The organism is Hymenobacter psoromatis, from assembly GCA_001596155.1.
Lineage (GTDB): Bacteria > Bacteroidota > Bacteroidia > Cytophagales > Hymenobacteraceae > Hymenobacter.
Window position 1 is genome coordinate 4663208 of the sequence record CP014771.1, and the last position, 21654, is coordinate 4684861.

The 21654-nt window shown below is 62.4% G+C and carries 16 protein-coding genes; 9 read left to right on the forward strand and 7 right to left on the reverse strand.

Features of this window, described 5'->3' with window-relative positions; genetic code table 11:
- Window positions 1–3 precede the first annotated feature (3 nt).
- Together A0257_19855 and A0257_19860 are read right to left on the reverse strand one after the other, a co-directional pair.
- Window positions 4–1752 (reverse strand): hypothetical protein, encoded by a 1749-nt coding sequence (locus tag A0257_19855; GenBank protein ID AMR29124.1) that lies wholly within the window; start codon window positions 1750–1752, stop codon window positions 4–6.
- A 178-nt stretch (window positions 1753–1930) separates the two neighbouring features.
- On the reverse strand, window positions 1931–5146 hold the full coding sequence (locus A0257_19860) for a hypothetical protein (GenBank protein AMR29125.1): 3216 nt from the start codon (window positions 5144–5146) through the stop codon (window positions 1931–1933).
- 159 nt (window positions 5147–5305) lie between these two features.
- Between A0257_19860 and A0257_19865 the strand changes: the two genes are divergently transcribed.
- From A0257_19865 to A0257_19880, 4 genes are all read left to right on the forward strand, one after another.
- A complete protein-coding gene (locus A0257_19865) occupies window positions 5306–5503 on the forward strand; it encodes a hypothetical protein (protein AMR29126.1) in 198 nt (65 codons plus the stop codon).
- Between the two features lie 167 nt (window positions 5504–5670).
- On the forward strand, window positions 5671–8364 hold the full coding sequence (locus A0257_19870; GenBank protein ID AMR29127.1) for an LmbE family protein: 2694 nt from the start codon (window positions 5671–5673) through the stop codon (window positions 8362–8364).
- A gap of 33 nt (window positions 8365–8397) precedes the next feature.
- Window positions 8398–8748, forward strand: a complete 351-nt coding sequence (locus tag A0257_19875; GenBank protein AMR29128.1) for a hypothetical protein — start codon at window positions 8398–8400, stop codon at window positions 8746–8748.
- 336 nt (window positions 8749–9084) lie between these two features.
- A complete protein-coding gene (locus tag A0257_19880) occupies window positions 9085–10461 on the forward strand; it encodes an aspartate kinase (protein AMR29867.1) in 1377 nt (458 codons plus the stop codon).
- 111 nt (window positions 10462–10572) lie between these two features.
- On the opposite strand, the gene A0257_19885 is transcribed toward A0257_19880, so the two are convergent.
- Window positions 10573–11466 (reverse strand): hypothetical protein, encoded by an 894-nt coding sequence (locus A0257_19885; GenBank protein ID AMR29129.1) that lies wholly within the window; start codon window positions 11464–11466, stop codon window positions 10573–10575.
- A gap of 95 nt (window positions 11467–11561) precedes the next feature.
- A complete protein-coding gene (locus A0257_19890) occupies window positions 11562–12836 on the reverse strand; it encodes a serine--tRNA ligase (GenBank protein ID AMR29130.1) in 1275 nt (424 codons plus the stop codon).
- Window positions 12837–12986: 150 nt separating this feature from the next.
- Here A0257_19890 and A0257_19895 point away from each other — a divergent pair, with 150 nt between their 5' ends.
- The 3 genes from A0257_19895 (at window position 12987) to A0257_19905 (ending at window position 17326) form a co-directional block, all read left to right on the forward strand.
- Window positions 12987–14105, forward strand: a complete 1119-nt coding sequence (locus A0257_19895) for a hypothetical protein (protein AMR29131.1) — start codon at window positions 12987–12989, stop codon at window positions 14103–14105.
- 354 nt (window positions 14106–14459) lie between these two features.
- On the forward strand, window positions 14460–16718 hold the full coding sequence (locus A0257_19900; GenBank protein ID AMR29132.1) for a hypothetical protein: 2259 nt from the start codon (window positions 14460–14462) through the stop codon (window positions 16716–16718).
- A 101-nt stretch (window positions 16719–16819) separates the two neighbouring features.
- Window positions 16820–17326, forward strand: a complete 507-nt coding sequence (locus A0257_19905; GenBank protein ID AMR29133.1) for a hypothetical protein — start codon at window positions 16820–16822, stop codon at window positions 17324–17326.
- Here A0257_19905 and A0257_19910 read toward each other — a convergent pair.
- From A0257_19910 to A0257_19920, 3 genes are all read right to left on the reverse strand, one after another.
- Window positions 17323–18210, reverse strand: a complete 888-nt coding sequence (locus A0257_19910; protein ID AMR29134.1) for a prenyltransferase — start codon at window positions 18208–18210, stop codon at window positions 17323–17325. The two genes, A0257_19905 and A0257_19910, sit on opposite strands and share 4 nt — an antisense overlap.
- 260 nt (window positions 18211–18470) lie before the next feature.
- Window positions 18471–19262, reverse strand: coding sequence for a hypothetical protein (locus A0257_19915; GenBank protein AMR29135.1), 792 nt, complete (start codon window positions 19260–19262; stop codon window positions 18471–18473).
- 232 nt (window positions 19263–19494) lie between these two features.
- A complete protein-coding gene (locus tag A0257_19920) occupies window positions 19495–20265 on the reverse strand; it encodes a hypothetical protein (GenBank protein AMR29136.1) in 771 nt (256 codons plus the stop codon).
- Window positions 20266–20578: 313 nt separating this feature from the next.
- Between A0257_19920 and A0257_19925 the strand changes: the two genes are divergently transcribed.
- Both A0257_19925 and A0257_19930 read left to right on the forward strand, forming a co-directional pair.
- On the forward strand, window positions 20579–21277 hold the full coding sequence (locus A0257_19925; protein AMR29137.1) for a hypothetical protein: 699 nt from the start codon (window positions 20579–20581) through the stop codon (window positions 21275–21277).
- Window positions 21274–21567, forward strand: a complete 294-nt coding sequence (locus A0257_19930) for a transcriptional regulator (GenBank protein AMR29138.1) — start codon at window positions 21274–21276, stop codon at window positions 21565–21567. Before A0257_19925 ends, A0257_19930 begins: the two co-directional genes overlap by 4 nt.
- The last annotated feature ends 87 nt before the right edge of the window (window positions 21568–21654 follow it).

Here is a 21654-nt window from a genome sequence, read left to right on the forward strand (position 1 = left end):
GGCTCACGCCTGCCCTTCCTCAATCAGCTCGCGGCGGTAGCGGGCCAGAATGGCAGCTTTCACGATGAAGCCCAGGTAGTTGCCATTGTCGTCGCACACGGGTAGGGCGGTGCTGGCGGTGCGTTCCAGCAAGTCTAGGGCGTGTTCCACGCGGTCGGTGCCGAGGATGGTCATAGGCGGCGGCTGCATCAGCTCGCTCACTTTAATGGTGTTGTAGTGCTCTCCATCGAAGAGCGTGTCGCGCACCATGTCCAGCGTCACGATGCCGCGCAGCAGACCCGTGCGGCCCACCACCGGAAACACGTTGCGGTGCGCGTGCCGAAACACATCAACCAGCTCGCCGAGGGTAGTGCCGGGGCGCAGCGTCACAAAATCGGTGTCGAGGAGGCGGTGCAGGTCGAGGCGCGCGAGCAGGTCGCGGTCGCGGTCAGCATACACGTCCACGCCCTTCAGCATAAGCTTGCCCGTATACACCGAGTAGGGCTCGAAGTGCTTGGTAATGAGGTAAGAAAGGCTGGTCACGAACATCAGCGGCACGAACAACGCGTAGCCGCCCGTGATTTCGGCAATCAGAAAAATGGCCGTGAGTGGCGCGTGAATTACCCCCGCCAGCACGCCCGCCATGCCCAGCACCACGAAATGCACCTCGGGCACGGCCACCAGGCCCGTCATATTAAGGAGCCGCGCAAACAGAAACCCGCCCAGCGCCCCTGCCACCAGCGACGAGCCAAACATGCCGCCGTTGCCGCCCGCGCCCACCGTAATGCTGGTGGCTACCACCTTCATCAGCATCGTGAAAAAGACCAGCAGAATAAGCAGCCACACGTTGTTGTCGCCATACACCGAAAACAGGCTGCCGTCGGTCAGCTCCTGGGCGTGGCCGGCCAGCAGCTTTTCCACCACCGTGGTGTAGCCCTCGCCGTAGAGTGGCGGAAACAGGAAAATGAGCGTGCCCAGCGCCGTGCCGCCCAGCAGCACTTTTTGCCAGCGCAGCCCCGGCCAGCGCGCCCAAAAGTGGTCAAACCAGTTATATACCCGAATCATATACACCGACAGCAAAGCCATCAGCAGGCCCAGCACCAGGTAAAACGGCACCGTGTTCACCACCCACGAGTGGGTAATAAGCGCAAACGGCTGGCCCGCGTACAGCGCCTTCGACACCACCGTGGCCGTGGCCGACGAGATGAGCAGCGGAATAAAATACTGCGCCGGCAGCTCCAGCAAAATGCTTTCCACCGCAAACAGCACCCCCGCGATGGGCGCGTTGAAGATGGCCGCGATGCCCGCCGCCGCCCCGCAGCCGGTCAGCAGCCGCCGCCGCCGCCGGCCCGCCCGCAGCACCCGCGCCGCGTTGGAGCCAATGGCCGCGCCCGTCACCGAAATCGGGGCCTCCATGCCCGCCGAGCCCCCAAACGACACCGTGAGAAAGGCCGTAATGAGCTGCGAATACAGCTTGGAGCGCGGCACCAGCGCGTTTTCGCGGGCCGTATTATAGATGATGGCCCCAATGCCCCGGCCCAGGTTACCGTGCAGCAAGTATTTGGTTACCAGCACCGTGAGCGTAATACCGATGAGGGGGTAGAGCGAGAGCGCGAACACCCGGTTGGGCTCCGTCACGGCCGAGGCCAGGCGCTCCTGCTGCCAATGCACCGCCGTTTTGAGAGCCACCGCCGCCAGGCCCGCCAGCACGCCCACCAGCACCGCTAGCCACACCACATACACCCGCTCGCTCACGTGGCGCAAGCGCCACAATAAGAAGGGATTAAGCAAGCAATAGAGGAGCTTTTTCAATGTTTCTGGTTTCGGATTAAATCGTTTGTCATTGCGAGCGCAGCGAAGCAATCTTTCCTAATCGTTGAATTACTAACCCTAACAGAAAGGAAAGATTGCTTCGCTACGCTCGCAATGACAAACGATTTTAAATGGAAACTTACCGCGCGCAAATGCCGCGATACGGGCAATATTCGCACTTGGCCAGGTCGTCGGTTTTGCGGATGGGCTCGGCGGGGTCCAGCATGCGGCGCGCCAGGCGGCCCACCAGCTCGGCGCTGGCCCGCAGAAAGTCGGGCTCGCCGGTGCCTTCGGTGATGAAGTCGAGCGGCGCGCTCAGCAGGCCCTCGTCGATTTTGCGCAGCGACATAATGGCCGCCTCTGAACCGGGCGGCGCGGGGTTCAGCTCGTCGCTTTCCAGCATGAAGCGGTAGAGCCAGAGCTGCCGCACCTTGTCGGCCCCGCTGCTCGATTCGCTGAGCAGGCGCTCCACCGTTTCGGCGGGGGGTAGGGGCTTTTGGGTGCCGCGCAGGTTCAGCTCGCGGCGCTCCACGAGGCCCGTTTTGTAGTCCACCACCCGGCGGCGGCCGTCGGGCAGCGCGTCGATGCGGTCGGCCCGTCCAAACAGGCGCACCGCCAGCGGCGCGGCCTCGCCCGGCAGGTCGGCAAAAACGGTGGCCGCCATCGGCTTTTCCTGGCCCACAATGCGCAGCGGCAACACGCCCGGCTGCCCCGGCAGGCTCTCCAAGTACTTGCGAATGAGGCGCGTCGCCACCTGGCCCAGCACGTGATTAAGGCCATCATCGGGCCGGGCCTGGCGGTCGGCTTCCTCCTGGCGCAGCTGGCGCGTCACCTCGGCCGGCACCCGCTGGATAATGGCCGGCAGGTCGGCGGCCGTCAACTCGCGCTGCTCCAGCTCGAAGGGCTTGAGCAGCATTTCCAGCGCGTCGTGCACCACCGTGCCGAAGCCATCGGCCCCCAGCGCCTCCTCTACCTCCTCATTTTCCTGAAAGCGGGCCAGCCGCGAAAAGTAGAATTTGAGCGAGCAGGCCAGGTATTCGTTCAGCGCCGAGGGCGACAAGCCGCGCTCCAGCACGCCGCGCAGGCCGGCCAGCATGAGCGCGTCTTTGTGGAGGGTGAGGTCGCCGAGTAGTTCGCCCTCCGCGTTCACCTCACCCCCTAGCCCCCTCTCCCGTGGAGAGGGGGGACTAGTTTCTAGTTTTAGACTAGGGCTAGAGACTAGTCCCCCCTCTCCACGGGAGAGGGGGCTAGGGGGTGAGGTGCCCACCGGGGGCGTCACCACCTCAACCACCCGGTCTTCCAGCGTCAGCTGCGGATTCTGCGGGGCCAAATCAAACTCCAGCTGCCGCAAAAACCTGCTCCTTTCTCCCGTCCTTACCCCCTCGGCCCCCGGCAGCACGTGCACCAAATCGACGCGGCCGGCGCGCTGCAACAGCCGCCAGAAATTGTAGGCCGCCGTGGCCTCGCCGTCGGCGTAGGTGGGCAGCTTGAACTCAGCCAGCACGTCGTAGGGAAAGAGCGAGTTCTGGCGTTTAGGGGGGGGTAGGGCGTTCTCGTTGCAGCTCAGAATAATGACGTGGTCGAAGTCTAGCGCGCGGGTTTCGAGCAGGCCCATTATCTGCACCTGGGCCAGCGGCTCGCCCGCGAAGGGCAGCCGCGTGCCGCGCATCTGCTCATACAAAAACCGCCGGAACGAGCGCACGCTCAGGCGCTGCGCCCGGCAGTCGAAGGCCGAATCGAGCTGCCGCACCAGCGTGTAAAACAGGTATAAATATTCCGCCTCAATGGCCCCGTGCTCGTGCAAATACACCTGCTTAAGCAAGTCAACGAGCCCGTAGCAGGCCCGGATAATGTCGTCGCAATTGTTCCAGGGCTTGAATAATGCCTCGATGAGTGGATGGCCCAGGCCCAGCTTCAGCAGCGCGGGGGCGGGTAGCAGCACCAGGTGCCGCTGCACTATCTGGCGGCAGATGCCGTCCAGCAGGCCGTGAAACTGCGGCACCTCCGCCTGCGCATCCAGATACTGCTGGTAGCGGCGCAAAAACGGGTGCGCCAGCAGCTTGGTCACCGCCTGGTGGTGGTACTTGGGCACCCCAAAATCGGAGCCGTCCGCGCCCTCCCGAATGCCCGTCAGATGCACCTCAAACAGCAAATCGACCAGGTTAAACAGGGCCGTGCTCTGAAAGCTCAGGCCCATCGTCACGTTGAAGTCGGGCACCAGCTCGGCGGGGGGTAGGCCGTGCAGCACGGGCAGCAGCAGGGTTTCGTCGGGCAGCACCACGGCCACGGTGGCCTGGGGGTTCAGCCGGCGGGCCTCGGCCAGCAGCTGGCCGGCCAGCTTGCCTTGCATACTGGCGTTGGCCACGCCCAGCAGGCGTACGTGGTGGGGGCGCTCGCGCAGGTGCTCCTGCCGGGTGTAGGTGTCGCGGGGCAGGTCCCACTTCTGCCAGTAGCGGCGCAGGGCCTGCCCGGCGCGGTTGGGCGAGTCGGCATCGAGGTAAAACGGGTCGGCGTCGAAGCGCAGCTCGGCCCGCCCCACGCGGTGCAGGCGGTCAATAAACGTTTCCTCGGCCTGGCTGAGCCCGCCCAGGCCCACGAAGTAGTGGAGGGGGGGTAGGGGGCGCTTGGGGTCAGCCAGCTCGGCGCGCAGGTGCTGCACGGCGCGCCGGTAGGCCAGGCCGGGGTAGGCCAGGTGGTCCTTGTTGAGCAGCTTTTTGAAGCGCAGATACACCCGGTGCAGCTGCCCCCAAAAGCCGAAGTAGCGATCCAGCCCGGTGGTTTTCAGCTCGGGGTCGAGCTGCCAGCGCTCCAGCGCCTTGGCCTCGGCCAGGTAGGCAAACACGCCCTTGGTGTCGGTCAGGTTCTGGTCGAGGCTCGAAAAATCTTGCAGTAGCAGCCCGCCCCAGCCCACGAAGTGGTCGAAGCGCAGCTCGGGGTCGATTTCCTTGAAAATATCAAACAGCCGCAGCTGCAACGCAATCGGCTCCTCCACCTGCACGCCGGCGCGCTCCACCAGGTAGTCCTCCATCGCCGCGATGCGCGGCGCCCACAGCGCCTGGCCCAGTGGCGTGGCCAGGGCCAGCTCATTTTTGAGGTACACCACGGCCCGGCGCGTGGGCACAATCACCACCAGGTCGGCCAGGGCGTCGGCGTCGTAGGTGGCCAGCAGCTCGGCGGCCACTTCGGCCAAAAAGGAGGGGGTAGGGGCCAGGGCCGCGGCCAGCGGCGCGGCCAGAGTTGGGGAAGGCAACATGCTACCCAAAGGTACAACTTCCGCAACCCCGGCCCGGCCAGCCGCTTTGCTGGCCCGCTGGCCCGCCGTTTTACCCCGGCGATTGGCCGCTCCTTCGTCCACAGCGCCAAGGCTTAAGCTCCGCTAGCAGAAGTACTCATTCACATGGTGCAACTTTTTAATCGCCGATTGAGTCTGACCTTTGAATTATTCTACTTTGCGTCCCCTCGCAAAGCCTGCTCTTCTACTACCTCCGCTCACTACTTATTCAGCTATTGCAAAATGAATTATCAACCCGCTAAGGGCACCACCGAAGGTGTGCCCGAGCTGCTCGTGCTGGGCAGTGGGTGCACGAAGTGTTGGGCTGCGGGCTATTGCGCCGTTTTTTCGCCCACTAGCCCCACGCCGCCGCCCGCCTGCCCGCTGCTGCTGCCCGCCCCCCGCCCGCCCGCTCCCAACCCCAAAGGGGTCCGCGACTAAATCTTTTGCCGTTTCGAATAACTCCCGCTTTCGCGCTATTTCGTAACCTACTTGTTGCAACGGCCGCTACGAGGCCGGTGAGCTGCCATTGGGTGGCTCACCGGCCTTTTTTGTGGGGGTAGGCGGCCGCATCCGGTAACTTCACGGCCCTAACCGGTTTACCGCACATGTCCCACACGTTCCGCGCCGCCCGCCTGCTCCTGGCATTTCTACTTGTTAACTGTTCCTGGATACTCGTCAAGGCTCAGGCACCCAAAACCTACTCTTCTTCAGAAATTCTGCAAGGGTTGAAAAAACTCGACGTGCTAGGCTCGGTGATGTACATCGCCGCCCACCCCGACGATGAGAACACCCGCCTGCTGGCCTACCTGGCCAACGGCCGCCACCTCGAAACGAGTTACCTCAGCCTCACCCGCGGCGACGGCGGCCAAAACCTCATCGGCCCCGAACTGCGCGAGCAGCTCGGCGTTATCCGCACCCAGGAACTGCTGGCGGCCCGCCGCCTCGACGGGGCGCACCAGTTTTTTACCCGCGCCAACGACTTCGGCTTCAGCAAAACGTCGGCCGAGGCGCTCAGCATCTGGGACCACGAGCAGGTGCTTTCGGATGTGGTGTGGGTTATCCGCCAGCAGCGGCCCGACGTGCTCATCACCCGCTTCCCGCCCGATGCCCGCGCCGGCCACGGCCACCACCAGGCCAGCGCCATCCTGGCCGCCGAAGCCTTCGACGCCGCCGGCGACCCCAAGCGCTTCCCCGAGCAGCTGAAATTTGTGCAGGCCTGGCAGCCCAAGCGCCTCTACTGGAACACCGGCAGCTTCTTCGTGAAGCCCGGCGAAAATATGGACGGCTACCTCAAGCTCGACGCCGGCGGCTACAACCCGCTGCTAGGGCAGAGCTACGGCGAAATCGCGGCCCACTCGCGCTCGCAGCACCGCAGCCAGGGCTTCGGCTCGGCCGCCCAGCGCGGCGAGGCCATCGAGTACTTCCAGTTCGTAAAAGGCACGCCCGCCAAAACCGATTTATTCGAAGGCATCGACCAAACCTGGAACCGCGTGCCCGGCGGCGCGGGGGTAGGGAAATTGGTGGGGGAAGTGATTAAGAAATATGACGCGGCGAATCCGAGCGCGAGCGTGGCGGGGTTGCTGGGGGTGAAAAATGCTCTTGAAAAGTTACTCTCCGCCGCTTATGGGAAAGATGCTGGCCTGCCAATCAATAAGCCTAAAGCCGATAAGGAGTTTTGGCTATCAGAGAAGGATGATGAGTTAGAGGTATTAATAAACGCAGCACTGGGGCTTTATGTGGAAGCAACAACCAGCGTTGCAACAGTGGCGGCAGGGCAGCCTATCGAAGTGACTTATGAAGTGATAAATCGTTCGGGTATAGCTGGTCAATTGAAGAATATTGAAAGCTCTCCTAAAGCCATTGGTGGGGACACAATTTTTCGCACACCTCTCGAACTAAGTAAAACCTTGCGCATAACCAAGCGCCAGCTTATCCCGCTTTTTGTGCAGGAAACTCAGCCTTACTGGTTGCGTGAGAAAGGAACGATTGGGATGTACACTGTTCCAGAAAAATCTCCCATAGGTGTTCATTCACAGTCGGAGAGTATCGTGAGGTCATACACCCGCGCAGAATACAAGACATTTAGACAATCACTAGAAGTTAAACCTAATGACTTTCTAGAGCTTCAATTCTTAATTGGTTTGCCTCAAAATCCGATACCAATCGAAGCGTATTTAGGGTTGAGTTTTGAAGAGAATAAGTATTACGTGAGGCTGCGTGTCCCCGTCCAATACAAGCACACCGACCCCACCCTCGGCGAGCTATACCAGCCGCTGGTGGTGGTGCCGCCGGTGCTGGTGAATATTCCCGCCGCCCGCGCCTACGTCTTTGCCGACCAGCAGCCGAAGGCCGTGCCCGTGACGCTGCGGGCGGGGGCGGCCGGCGTAGCAGGCGCGTTGGCCTTGCAGGTGCCCGCCGGCTGGCAGGCCGAGCCGGCCGCGGTGCCCTTCGATTTAAAGAATAAGGACGAGGAGCAGACCATCACCTTCACGCTGCGCCCGCTGGCCGGCGCGGCCGAGGGCAAAACGGAGCTGCACGCCGTGGCCACCGTGGGCGGCGTGGCGTATAGCCGCGGCATCCACCAGATTGCCTACCCCCACATTCCGACCCAGACGCTGTTTCCCGAGGCCACGGCCCCGCTGGTGCGCCTGCACGTGGCGCGCGGCCACACCCAAACCATCGGCTACCTGATGGGGGCCGGCGACGAGATGCCCGAGGCCCTGCGCCAGCTCGGCTACACCGTGACCCTGCTCGACCCCGCCACCGACCTCACCCCCGAGCGCCTGGCGAAGTATGACGCCGTAGTGCTCGGCGTGCGCGCCTACAACGTGCTCGACCGCCTCAAAACCCAGCAGCCCGCCCTGCTCCAATACGTCGAAAACGGCGGCACCATGCTGGTGCAATACGTGGTGAACCGCGGTGTGGTGCTGCCCCAAATAGGTCCCTACCCCCTCACGCTCTCCAGCAACCGCATCACCGTCGAAAACACGCCCGTTACCTTCCTCAAGCCCACGGTGCCCGTCCTCACCGAGCCCAACAAGCTCACCCCGCAGGACTTCGACCAGGGCTGGGTGCAGGAGCAGGGCCTCTACTACCCCTCCAGCTGGGACGCACACTACCAGCCCGTTATCGCCAGCCACGACCCCGGCGAGGCCGACCAGCAGAGCGCCATCCTGGTGGCGCCCTACGGCAAGGGTCGCTACATCTACACCGGCCTGTCGCTGTTCAGGGAGCTGCCGGCCGGCGTGCCCGGCGCGTTCCGCATCTTGGCTAATCTGGTAGAGTCGAACGGGAAGTAGGGGCTGGATTAGACGGTTACCTTTGCCAGCAATATGCGCGAGTTTGTTACCTACGTAGATGCTAAAGGCCATGATGTTATCGCTGGCTTTATGGCGGACCTATCCGCCCCGGAGGTTGCTAAGCTGCTAACTATGCTCGAAGCGCTGACGCAAGTGGACGAGTTGCGAATGCCTTATTTCAAATCGTTTCGAGGCTTTACGGTGACGCTGGGCGAGTTGCGGATTGGCGCGTTTCGTATCTTCGCTCACCGGCTCGACGCGCTGCCCGGCCAGGAACGCTGGCTGCTCGTGCATATGTTTCGGAAGAAGTCGGAGCGCACGCCGCACCGCGAAATTGACCTTGCCATCAAACGCATTATCGCCTACCGCTATGAGCACGACTAAAAAAGCCAACGCCCCCGGCCTTACCCTGGTTCAACTCAAAGAAAAGCTTTTGGCCGAAGGCAAGGTCACAGAAACCGACCTAACCAAAGCGCGCCAGGCACTAGCCGCCGACCCCACCTGGCAGGCTTTCGTTGCTAATCAGCCCCAATCCCAATCTTAAAGCCGTCTTTTTGATGGTTTGACTTTTAACTTGCCAGCCGTTTGCTTTTTCAAAAGTAAACGGCTGGCTTCTTTATTAAGAAAAGCCCTCCCTAAAAAGCTCCGCTCCGCCGTGGCTCCCCCTCTCCCGAAGGGGAGGGGGCCGGGGGTGGGGTGAACGCGGAGGGCGACCCCCACATGCTCACAGTAGAAAAAATCGGCGGCACTTCCATGACCGCCTTCGCCGATGTTCTCCAGAACATCATCTTCCACCACCGCCAGGGCGAAGAATTATACAACCGCATCTTCGTCGTTTCGGCCTACGCCAACGTCACCAACTGGCTGCTGGAGAACAAGAAAACCGGCGCGCCCGGCGTGTACCACCGCATCACGCAGCACCAGGAGTTTCGGATGGCGCTGCAAGGAGTGGCCGACCAGCTCAAGGAGCTGAATAAAAACTACGCCCCGCTGGGCCTCGACCTGGCCGCAGCCGACGCCTTCATTCAGCAGCGCATCGACCAAGCGCAGGCTTACCTGGCCAGCCTCACCAACGTGCTGGCCTCGGGCTACGTCAACGGCCCCAATATCCTGCAGGCGGCCCGCGAAATCCTGGCCAGCATCGGCGAGGCGCACTCGGCCTTCAACGCGGTCAACATCCTGCAAAACCGGGGGGTAGGGGCCACGCTCGTGGACCTCAGCGGCTTCGACGATGCCCGGCCGCTCACCATCGACGAGCGCATCCGGGATGCCTTCGCCCACATCGATTTTGCCCAAACCATCTGCATTGCCACCGGCTACTGCAAGGGTACCGAGGGCATTATGCGCGAGTTCGACCGTGGCTATTCGGAGGTGACGTTCAGCAAGATAGCCGTGGCCGTGAAGCCGCAGGAGGCCATTATTCACAAGGAATATCACCTCTGCTCAGCCGACCCCATGCTGGTGGGCGTGGACCAGTGCCACCCGGTGGGCTTTACCAACTACGACGTGGCCGACCAGCTCGCCGACGTGGGCATGGAGGCCATTCACCCCAAAGCCTCGAAGCCGCTGGAAATCAACGCCATCGACCTGCGCATCAAAAATACTTTCGAACCCGACCACCCCGGCACCCTCATCACCCGCGACTACGTGGCCGCCAACAAGCACGTCGAAGTCATCACCGGCACCGATAAAGTGGTGATAATCGACATCTACGACCCGCTGATGGTGGGCGCGGCCGGCTTCGACCTGCAGCTCATGCAGGCGTTTTTTGACCTCGGCGTGAGCTATATTTTCAAAGCCACCAGCGCCAACAGCATCTCGCTGGTTATCTGGCAAAAAGACCTCAAATCCGAATTGGTACCCACGCTCGAAGCCCGGTACGAGAAAGTGACCGTGGAGCAGGCGTGCATGGTGTGCCTCATCGGCTCCAACATCGACCAGCCCGGCCTGCTGGCCCGTGCCGCCGGCGCGCTGGCCGAGGCGGGCGTCAACATTCGCAGCGCGGGCTTCGCGCTGCGCAAGGTGAATATTCAGTTTATCCTGGCTCGCGAGGATTACAAAAGTGCCATCGTCGCGTTGAATAAGGCGCTGGGATAAAAGGGTAGGGTAAGCTTTAGCTTGCCCGGCGAGTACCTGCGGAGTACTTCCGGCAAGCTAAAGCTTACCCTACATTCATTCACGGCAAGCTAAAGCTTACCCCACACTCCCTTACTTCCTACCCCCCTTCTTGGCTTCGGCAATCAGCTCCTCGTCCATTTTCACGTAGTCGCCGTTGGGTGGCAGGGCCTCCAGGGCGAGCTTTTTGGAGCGCTCGGCGGCGGCGATGGCCCCGCGGTAGTCCTTCATTTTGAGGCGGATTTTGGCCTCCGTGTTCACGTTCCAGTACTTGGGCTGGGTAGCGTTGGCCTTTTCCATCCAGGCCAGGGCCTGCTTCGGGTCCTTGTTATTATCATTGTAGTACACGGCGGCCCCGGCCAGGTCATTGGCCGACGGGTTGGCGTTTTTAACCACCTTCTCGTCAATCTGGGCCATCACTTTGCTATCGACATCGCTGGTGATTTTGAACTTGATGGCCGTGTTTTCCCACTCCATCACCACGTTGGTAGTGGCCGGCGTCAGGTCCGCGAAATTGATGGTAAACGTCTCGACCTTGGCCGGCAGCTGGTAGGGCTTGATGGTGAAGCGCGCCACGTCCTGGTCGTCTTTGAAGCCGTCCACGTCGGCTCCCTGCTTGAGGCTTTTGTTGAGCACCACGGTCCACTCGTTGGCCTGCGGCACGGTGTACATCCCATACTCGCCGGCCGGAATCTTCTGACCCTCAATGGTTACCTCATCCGAAAACTTGATGCTCGTGGTGGCGTTGGCCCCCGTGCGCCAGCGCTTGCCGTTGGGCACCACCGAGTTGTCGGCCCCAAAAATGGCCCGGCCCTTGATACTGGGCCGCGAGTAGGTGATGGTGACGTCGGTGAGGCCCACGCGCTGCATCACCGTGGCTTTGGGGCTGGGCTGGGGGGTAGTAATCTGGGCGTGGGCGGCCGGCGCGGCCAGCAGCGTAGTGGCGAGCACTACGGTAGCACCGAGGTGCGTGGCAAAATTTTTCATAAGGCGCAAAAAAAACAGGGCAGCAACTGCTTGCCGCCCCAAAAGTAACAAAGCCCGCCGGGAGGGGCGGGCTTTGGTCAGTTTCACCTGCGCGGCTAGCCTATTTTTTCGAAGCCGCAGTAGCTGTGCAGCACCGCTGGCAGCCGAATACCGGCGGGCGACTGGTTATTTTCGAGCAGCGCGGCCACGATGCGGGGTAGGGCCAGGGCTGAGCCATTTAGCGTGTGCAACAGCTGCGTTTTGCCGCCTTCGGCCCGGTAGCGGCACTTGAGGCGGTTGGCCTGGAAAGTCTCAAAATTGGACACGGAGGAGACTTCCAGCCAGCGGCCCTGGGCGGCGCTCCACACTTCGAGGTCGTAGGTGAGGGCCGAGGTAAAGCCCATGTCGCCGCCGCAGAGGCGCAATACGCGGTACGGCAGCTCCAGCTTTTGGAGCAGGCGCTCGACGTGCGCCACCATCGTTTCGTGCGCGGCGTAGGACTCTTCGGGCCGCGTGATTTGCACAATCTCCACTTTATCAAACTGATGCAGGCGGTTCAGGCCGCGCACGTCGGCCCCCCACGAGCCCGCCTCGCGCCGGAAGCAGGGCGTGTAGCCGGTGTTGCGCACGGGCAGCTTCTCGACCGGAATAATCTCGTCGCGGTACAGATTGGTAATCGGCACTTCCGACGTGGGAATGAGGTAGAGGTTATCGGCCGCGTCGTGGTACATCTGGCCCTCCTTGTCGGGCAGCTGGCCGGTGCCGTAGCCGCTGGCCTCGTTCACCAAAATGGGCGGCTGTATCTCCGTATAGCCCGCGTCGCGGGCCTCGTCGAGAAAGAAGTTGACCAGCGCCCGCTGCAAGCGCGCGCCCTGGCCCTTATACACCGGAAAGCCCGCGCCCGTTATTTTGATGCCCAGCTCAAAATCAATGATATCGTACTTCTTAATCAGGTCCCAGTGGGGTAGGGAGCCGGCGGGCAGCGCGGGTTTGGTGCCGCCTTCGCGCACCAGCTCGTTGTCGTCGGCCGAGCGGCCGGCGGGCACGCTCTCGTGCGGGATGTTGGGGATTTTATAGAGCAGCTCGGTTTGCCCTTTTTCCACGGCCGTCAGCTCATCGGAGTGGGCGCGAATCTGGGTTTTAAGCTCGGCAGTGCGGGTTTTGAGGGCGTCGGCCCCGGCGCGGTCGCCGCTTTTCATTAGGCCGCCAATCTGGCGGGCCAGCTCATTAGCCTCGGCCTGGGCCGCGTCGTGCTGGGTTTGCAGGGCGCGCCGGCGCTGGTCGAGGTCCAGAATCGCCTGCACGTCGGCCTCGGCCGTTTGGTAATTGCGTTTGGCAAGGCCGGCCAACACGTGGGCGGTTTGCTCTCTAAGAACGGAAAGTTGCAGCATAATGAGGCAAAGGTAGTTTTTTAAGAAAGAAGCGGGCCGATATCCCGCAGGGAAGCTCCCACTACGCTGCCGACGTGGCCGCTCCCGGAAAAAGCACGTTCAAGCCCCACGGCTTTCCGCTCGTCTTGTTTCGACTTTCAAACAACCAAAATGCGACTTACGCAGCCTCACCTGCTCCTGGCGCTGTGCGCCCTGTGCGGTGCCAATCTGGCCCCGGCTATGCCCATCCAAGTCCCTACCCCCCTCGGCAGCGCGGAAACGGCCGCGGACCAGCCGGGCGCGATGGTGCTGCTCAACGCCAACGATATCAGCAACTTACGCCGTACTAAAGAAGCCTACGCCGCGCTCATCCGGGCGGGCACGGCGCAGCTGGCTTACGTGCCCCAGCCCGTGGCGGTGCTGGCCCCCGACCCGCACTACACGGCCGATGGCGTCAACGAAAGTGGCAACACGGCCAAGCAATTGGCCGCCGATGCCCAGGTGGCGTACCGGGCCGGGCTGTGCTACCTGCTCACCACCGACCCGCGCTTTGCCGCCACCGCCCAGCGCATTCTGGATGCCTGGGCCGGAACGCTCCGGCAAGTAGGTATGCCGCAGGGCAAGGCCGATGTGAATTTCAACCTGCCCTATATGATTATGGCGGCCAGCTGGGTGCGGGGGGTAGGCGGCTGGAACAGCGCGTCGTTTGACCAGTTTCTGCGCACTACGGTGCTGCCCGTGTCGCAAGCTGCCAACCCGCGCAACCACGGCCTCTGGGGCGTGCTGCTGGATGCCAGCGCCGCCGCCTACCTGGGCGATGCCCCGCGGCTGCGCGCGGCAAGCGCGCGCTGGCAGCAACTACTGCGCGGCGAAGTGGCCGCCGATGGCACTCTGCCGGAGGAAATGCAGCGCAGCGGCACCAGCAACTGGCGCGGCGGCCCCGACAAAGGTTTCAAGGGTCTGGCCTACACGCACTACGCGCTGCTGCCGGCCAGCCTGGCCGCCAAAATTTTTGCCGACCAGGGGCAGCCCGTGTGGCGCACCCGCGGCGGGCTGCTGCTGCAAGCCGCCTTCGCGCGGGCGGCCGCCTGGACCCTGCACCCCGACACGTTTCCGTACTTTGCCAGCAACGGCGGCCACCTGGAGGGCGTGCGCAATGCCGCTTATTTTGCCCTGCTGCTGCATTATTACCCGAATCAGGATGCCGAAGCCGTGCTCCGGCAGGGCAACGTGGGCATGAACGGCTTTCAGCTGCTGGAGCTGTTTGGCCCGCCGCCCGCCGGCCAGTAGCGCCCCGGTTGCCACGCACTGAATTTTTCGAACCCGTTGGCCGTTTGCTCGTAATGGCTTAATATTGCAGCAGCAAGCCGACCCACGGGGCCGGCGGGGCTAGCCTACTAGGCCGGCCCGCTGCGTGGCCGGCTCAATCAGGTTGCTTTTGGTGGAGCTGCCGGCTACCCTTCTCACACCTCACTCATTTCCTGTTTGTTGCCCCCTGCCTGGCTGGTTAAGTGGCGCGTTGGCGCTTCGTGTTGTTGGTTTCCGACCCCCGCGGCCGGCCTGGCCCCGCGCGGCCGGGCAGCTGGGTCCCCCAGGCTGTCCCACGAGCCGGCTCCGTTCTGATTTCCCCTCCCTCCCTAGTATATGTATACCCTTAATGAGCTGAAGGACCGGCTGTTGTCTGAGCTGAAAGAAGTTGCTGAGCAGCTGAACGTTGGTAACTTTAAGCGCCTCAGCAAGCAGGATTTGATTTATAAAATCCTCGACCATCAGGCGTCGCTGCCCACCGGCCAGCTGCCCGATAAAAAGCCTACCCCCCCTCCGGCGGCCGAAGCGCCCGCGCCGGCCAGTGCGGCCCCCGCTGAAGCCGAAGCGGCCCCCGCGCGCGGCAGTCGGGGCGGTGCCGGCCGCCGGCGCTCTTCCGCCGATGAAACGCCCGGCGAATTGCCATTTTCCGATGTGGCGGCCCCCGCCCCAGTAGTGGCTAAGCCCGCCGAAACCGCTGAGCCAGCGGCAGTTGTGACCGAAGAAACCTCGCAGCCTACCCGCCTCGAAAAGGTAGAAGCCGATGAAGAGGCCGTGGCCAACGTGTCGGTGCAAGCCGAAGAAGCCACGGTGCCACCCACCGAAACCAACCCCACCGCCGAAACGCACTCGGCCGACGAGAACTCCCCGCCCCGCCGCGAGCGGCGCGAGCGCGTGGACCGCGCCGGCCGGCCGCTGCCCCGCCGTGAGCCCGGCCAGCCCGTGGCCGCTGCCGGTGGGTCGGCTCCCGTAGCTTCTTCCGACACGGCGCAGCCTGAGCCAGAAGCAGTTGCCGACACCTACGCCGACCGCCGCGAAACCCGCGAACAGCGCTTCGAGCGCGAAAACCGGGACGGCCGCGACAGCCGCGACCCGCGGGACAACGCCCCGCGCCTGGGCCGCAACGACCAGCCCCGCAATGAGTTTCGCGAAAACCGGGAGCCGCGCGAGAACCGCGACAACAACGGCCAGCCCCGCCAACCTAACGGGGTAGGGGCCACCGACCAGCCCCGCCTCAGCCGCGAGGAGCGCTATGCCCAGCGCGAAGCCCAGCGCCAGCAGCGCCGCGAGGAGCGCCAGCGTACCGGTGCCGATGGCCAGCCCGTAGCAGTTGAGCAACCCGCAGGCAGCCAGCAAAATGCGAGCGGCCAGCCGCAACAGGAGCGCCGCGACGATGGCCCGCGCCAGCCGCAGCCGGAGCGCCGCGACGACGGCCAGCGCCAGCCGCAGCAAGCGCCGCGCCCGGCCCGCGCCCCGGAGCTTGACCTCGTGGTGCCCGGCTCGGGCACGATGGAGCTGATGGCCGACGGCGGCTACGGCTTCCTGCGTTCGCCTTATTATAACTACCTGTCCTCGCCCGACGACATCTACGTGTCGCCGCAGCAGGTGCGGCAGTTTGGCCTCAAGGCTGGCGACACGGTGAGCTGCACCATGCGCCCGCCCCGCGAAAATGAGAAGTATTTCGCCTTGGTGAACGTGGAAAACATCAACGGCCGCACGGTGGAGGAAGTACGCGACCGCGTGCCGTTCAGTCACTTAACGCCGCTTTTTGCTGATGAGAAGCTCAAGCTTAGTACCAAGCCGACCCAGGTGAGCACCCGCGTGCTCGACCTGTTTGCCCCCATCGGCAAGGGTCAGCGCGGCCTCATCGTGGCGCAGCCCAAAACCGGCAAAACGGTGCTGCTCCAGGAAATCGCCAACGCCATTTCGGAAAACCACCCCGAGGTGTATCTCATTATCCTGCTGATAGATGAGCGCCCCGAGGAAGTAACCGATATGGCCCGCTCGGTGAAGGCCGAGGTGCTGTCTTCGACCTTCGACGAAATGGCTGACCGCCACGTGAAAATCGCGGAATTGGCCCTCGACAAGGCGCGCCGCCTCGTGGAGTGCGGCCACGACGTGGTGATTTTGCTCGACTCGATTACCCGCCTGGCGCGGGCCTACAATACCGTGCAGCCCAGCAGCTCGCGCATCCTCTCGGGTGGCATTGATGCCGGCGCATTGCAAAAGCCCAAGCGCTTCTTCGGCGCGGCCCGCAACATTGAAGGCCCTGGCTCCCTGACGATTATCGCCACCGCGCTCATCGAAACCGGCTCGAAGATGGACGAGGTTATCTTCGAAGAATTTAAAGGTACCGGCAACATGGAATTGCAGCTTGACCGCAAGCTGGCCAACAAGCGCGTTTTCCCGGCTATCGACATTCCGGCTTCCGGCACCCGCCGCGAAGACCTGCTAATGAGCCGCGACGAGTTGAGCCGCGTGTGGGTGCTCCGCAAATTCATGACCGACATGAGCGCCACCGAGGCAATGGAATTCCTCAAGGACCGCATGAAAGGCACCAAGGACAACGAAGAGTTCCTGTTGGCTATGAACGGGTAACGACCTCTAAGGCCCTTGGGCATTTGGTAGCGGCTCCACCAGATTTTGCTGGTGGAGCCGCTATTTTTATGCACTTATCTCACGCCTGGCATCTTGGAGCTATGACTACCTTTTCCACGCGTAACTATTTGCTGGCCGCCCTATTGGGGGTGGGCCAGCTAGCCTATGGCCAGGCCGCCCCGTTCCGCTATCCTCCGGCTGTCCGCTCCGATGCGTGGATGGATAGTGCGCGGCGGCTGCCACTGCCGCAACAGCTAGCGGCTGTGCGCGCTCGAATGCTGGCCGATACGGTGCTGCGCCATCCCCAGCAATATGCCTGCATAACGCTTTTTTCGGCTGCTCAGCGCGCGGCTTACGACCAGGCTCAGCGGCCCAGAGAACAGGCCGAAGCGGCTCGGCCGGCAGGTAGCTTACTGCTGTATATGGTTGACGGAGAGTCGTTAGCCACCAACTACCCAGCGCCAACGAATGCTTTTCTGCAAAAGATGGCCGCGTATGCAGTGCAGCACATCGAGTTTTTGAGCGGCCCTATGGCCACGGCAATCTATGGCTCGCGAGGCGCTAATGGCGTTGTTATCCTATCTGGTAGCCCACCTAGGCACCGCTAGTGCCCGCAGAGCAGCATCGCCAAAAACGCCAGGCTCAGGCATACTGACGACACTTGGTTCATGCGCATGGTCCACTCGAAGTTGGCCAGCGCCGGGTCGCGCCACGCCAGCCAGGCCCAGCGCGAAAACAGCGTCACCACCGGCCCGGTGGCCACCAGAAAAATCAGCAGATTTTGCAGCTCGCCGCGCTGCCAGTAGGTGAGGCCCATGAGCAGCGCGCCCGCCAGCAGCCCGCCCGCCGCGAACCCAAACGTGCCCCGAATACCCAGCCGCAGGCTCAGCGTGCGGTCGCCGCGCCGCGCATCTTCCTGGTGTTGATAGATTTGGGTGAGGGGGTAGGAGCCGCACAAAAACAACGTGCTCACCAGTGCCAGCCGCAAGTTGCTGGGCTCGGCCAGCTGCGCCGAGGTGGCCCCTACCCCCACCTGCGCCATCAAAAAGGTGAAGGCGCCCTGGAAAATCACGACCACAACGGTGCTCAGCAGCGGGTATTTTTTGAGGCGAATTCCCTCGTAGCTGTAAGCTCTGGAAACCAGAATATACACCACTACCATCGCCGCGAACGGCCAGCCCAGCAGCAGCGAGGCCACCAGCGCCAGCGTTTCGAACAGCCACACGAGATGCAGCAGCTCGGGCGTGACCGGCGGCGGCGCTTTCAGCCCCCCGATACTGCCCTCATCCTTATCATAATACGAGTTGTAGCCATTGGAAGCCGGGTACACCAGCAGGTGCAGAATGGCGAACCCCGTCGCCGCCCGGCCCCAGCCAAACGGCGCGCGCAACGCGCTGAGCCCGAACCAGAACACCGGCATCAGAAACAACGAAAACGGCAGGCGCAGCAGCGCGAACGCTTGGCGGTAGCTTCGGATTCCTGGTTCCTTCAAGTTCCTGGCTCCTGGTTTCTCGTTGCTAATTCTCGGTTGCGGGTTCTCGGTTGTCAAAATGACTATCAGCGAAGTAAAATCACTCCCAAAGGAAGATGAAAATTAGCCAGAAATAAGAAATCCGCCACAAGAAACCAGTTGAACTGACAAGTTAAAGAGCCGTTCGCTTCTGCGTCTTCTGCGCAAACCTCTGCGTCTTCTGCGGGCTAAAAACTCCCGAAGCCATATGCCAATTCAACCAGCAATCAGGGACCAGGAACTTAAGAAGAACAAGGCACCCCAATAAGATACGTCACGCGCGGCCCCCACCAGTGGCGTAGCTGCCCGGCGCACCAGTAGTAGCGCCCGGTGGGGTCGGCGCGGTGGGCCAGCGCCAACAGCTCCTCGGGCGGATACATGCGCAGGATGGACACCGTGCCATCCCAGATAGTAGCCAGCGGAATAATGGGTAGCAAGTAGGTGAATACCAGATTGCTGAGCCGAAAGGGCCGGAAAAAAGGCGTCAGCAGCAGCTGGGCCGCCGGCAGCACCGTGAGCGCCAGCCCGATTTCGAGCCAGCTCTTGGCCGCGCCCTCAAACACGCCCACGCCTACCCCCCCCGCCACGGCATCGCGCAGCAGGGCCTCGGCCTGCGGCGGCGCGAAGTGGTGAAACGCCGAAAAAATGACCCGGAACCCCGGCTGGTCGGCCGGCACTTGGAGTGCATCGAGGGGGGTAGGGAGGCCCCGAATGGCGCTGTGGGTGCGGCGCGCCACGTCGGCCCAGGCGGCGGGCTGGGGGTAGAGGTCGGTGAGGGTAATGGTGGCGGTAGGCATTTGCTGCGCGCGCAGGGCCGCCAGCACGGTTTCGGTGCCGCCGCCCGCGCCCGCGCCCAGCTCCAGCAGGTGCGTTTGGGCGGTGCGGCGCAGGGCCTCGGCCAGCAGCGGGGCCACCGGCCGGTAGGTGCCCAGCCGCGAAATCATAAACCGCAGATAATCCATCATCCCGGCCCGGATGACGGCCGGAAACCACGGCAGGTCTTCAAACTCGAATAAGCGCAGGCGAAGCTTCACGGGAGTGAGGGGGGTAGGGAAGGCCGCTTACGGAAAAAGGCGGTCAAACGGCGGCAAGTCAAAGCCTACCCTGCAATTCAGTACTCGTGCGGACAGGTATAAAAAGAACGTGATTCCGAGCTTGCCGAGGAATCTCGCGTGCGTCGTTCGGGCCTTGTTCAACGACGCACGCGAGATTCCTCGGCAAGCTCGGAAGGACGTTCTTTTTACCCAATCCCTTTTGACTGATTGCTTAGTTGCCGCCGATGCCGAATACCTTTTTCAGCAGCGAGGTGGTGCGGGCCACGGGGTTTGCCCGAATGTCGGCCTCCTCCTGGGCGATGAGCGTGAACAGGCCATCAACGGCCCTATCAGTGGCATACTGGTTGAGGTTGGTTTGCACGGGCGTCACCAGCGGCAGCCGGTTGTAAATGGTAGTGAGACTGGTGTAGTACTTGGTAGCGTCCACTTTATCCAGGCTTTGCTGCATGATGGGCGCGAAGGCCGTGGTCAGCTGCGAGGTGGTGGTGCGCTTGAGGTACTGGGTGGCGGCGTCCTTCTGGCCGGTCAGAATATTCCACACATCAGTGAAAGTCAGGCTCTTGATGGCGTTCAGGAAAATAGGCTTAGCGCTCTTGGCCGCGTCCTCCGCGCCGCGGTTCAGCGACAGCTCAAACTTATCGACCTGGCTGCCCAGCCCAATGCTGCGCAGGGTAGTGGCCACGCGCTGCGCATCGGGCGGAAACGGGATGCGGATGAGCTTATTCAGGTTGAAGCCATCCGTAGCCGACGCCTGGTCCGCGCCCTTCGAAATGCCCTGGATAAGCGCCTCTTTGAGGCCGTTGGCCGCCTCGGTGTTGGTGAGGCCGGCCACGCCGGTAGTCGTGGTGGTCGTCGTAGTGGTCGTGGTTTTTCTGACAGGCAGCTTGAAACCGCCGATGCTGCTGGGCAGGCTGAACTGGGCGTGGGCGGTGAGTGTGAAACCAAGGAGCGCTACGGTAACGAGAAGAAGACGATTTTTCATAAGAAAATGGAAGCCTGAAAACTAAAAAGAACCAGCAGCGCCGCAAAGCAACTGCCAGGCTGCCCCAAAAAGTGCTTGCGCCGCAACAGTAGCCAAAAGACGTACCATTCTCTGATGCCAGCCAACTACACTCGGCCAACCCCCGTTTTTTAACGACCTGGCCGCTGCAAGTTTAGTGAAAATGGCCCTTTCGAAAGCGCTCTCCAAGCAAAGTTGAGTGCTTGCCGGAAAAAATAAAAAATAGTGACTCGCGGACGCAGGCCTATGGCCTCTTTGTAGTAGCTTTGCAACACAAAGTACTTCACACATCCACATGAAGCCCGCCGCCCAAGACCCCCTGGCCCAGCTTACCGAAATCCGCGCCATCATGGAGCGCAGCTCGCGCTTTCTGTCGTTGAGCGGATTGAGTGGGGTAGGGGCCGGCGTGGTGGCGCTGGCGGGCGTGCTGCTATTGGAAGGCGTGATTTCTATAGACTATGAGCATGAAGCAAGCACGGGCTTTAGTCACTTCGTAGCCTTGTTGGAGCGCGACCCGGCACTTCGAGCGCTGTGGCTGTGGCCCTTGCTGGGCTTGGCGGTAGGTATGATAGTGCTGGCGCTGCTGGTGGCGGCGTTTTTCACGCTGCGCCGCACCCGGCGCGAGGGCCTGCGCTCACTGTGGACGGCCCCGGCGCGGCGGCTGCTGGCAGCCCTGGCCATACCGCTGGTGGCGGGCGGGCTTTTTTGCCTGGAGTTATATATGAGAGGCGCGGTGGCCCTGGTGGTGCCGGGCCTGCTGGTGTTCTACGGCCTGGCCCTGCTCAACGGTGGCAAGTACACGCTGGATGAGATTAAGTACCTGGGCCTCACGCTGGTGGCGCTGGGGCTGGTGGCGCTGCTGCTGCCCAGCTACGGCCTGCTGCTGTTTGGGGCGGGCTTTGGGCTGGGGCACATCGGCTACGGCCTGCTCATGTATAATCGCTATGAGCGCCCCTTGCCGGCCAAGGCGGGCAAGCCGAACTTTGCCCCGTGAAGTACGCCATCCACACCCTCAACAAGGCCTTCGACCACCGCGTGCGCCTCGGCGTGATGGCCGTGCTGCTGGCTAATGAATCAGTGAGCTTCAACGACTTAAAAGAAAGCCTCGACCTCACCGACGGCAACCTGGCCTCGCACGTGGCGGCGCTCGAAAAAGCCGGCTACGTGCTGGTCAGCAAGCAGTTTATCGGTAAAAAACCCAACACTACCTACGTCGCGACCATTGAGGGCAAAGCCGCCTTTCAGGCCCACCTGGCGGCGCTGGAGAAACTTCTGCGGGGGTAAGAAAACTTCCGCCTTTGATTGCGAGTGAACGTTTGTCATTGCGAGCGCAGCGAAGCAATTGCCTCAGAACGAGTCGTTCGAATGTCG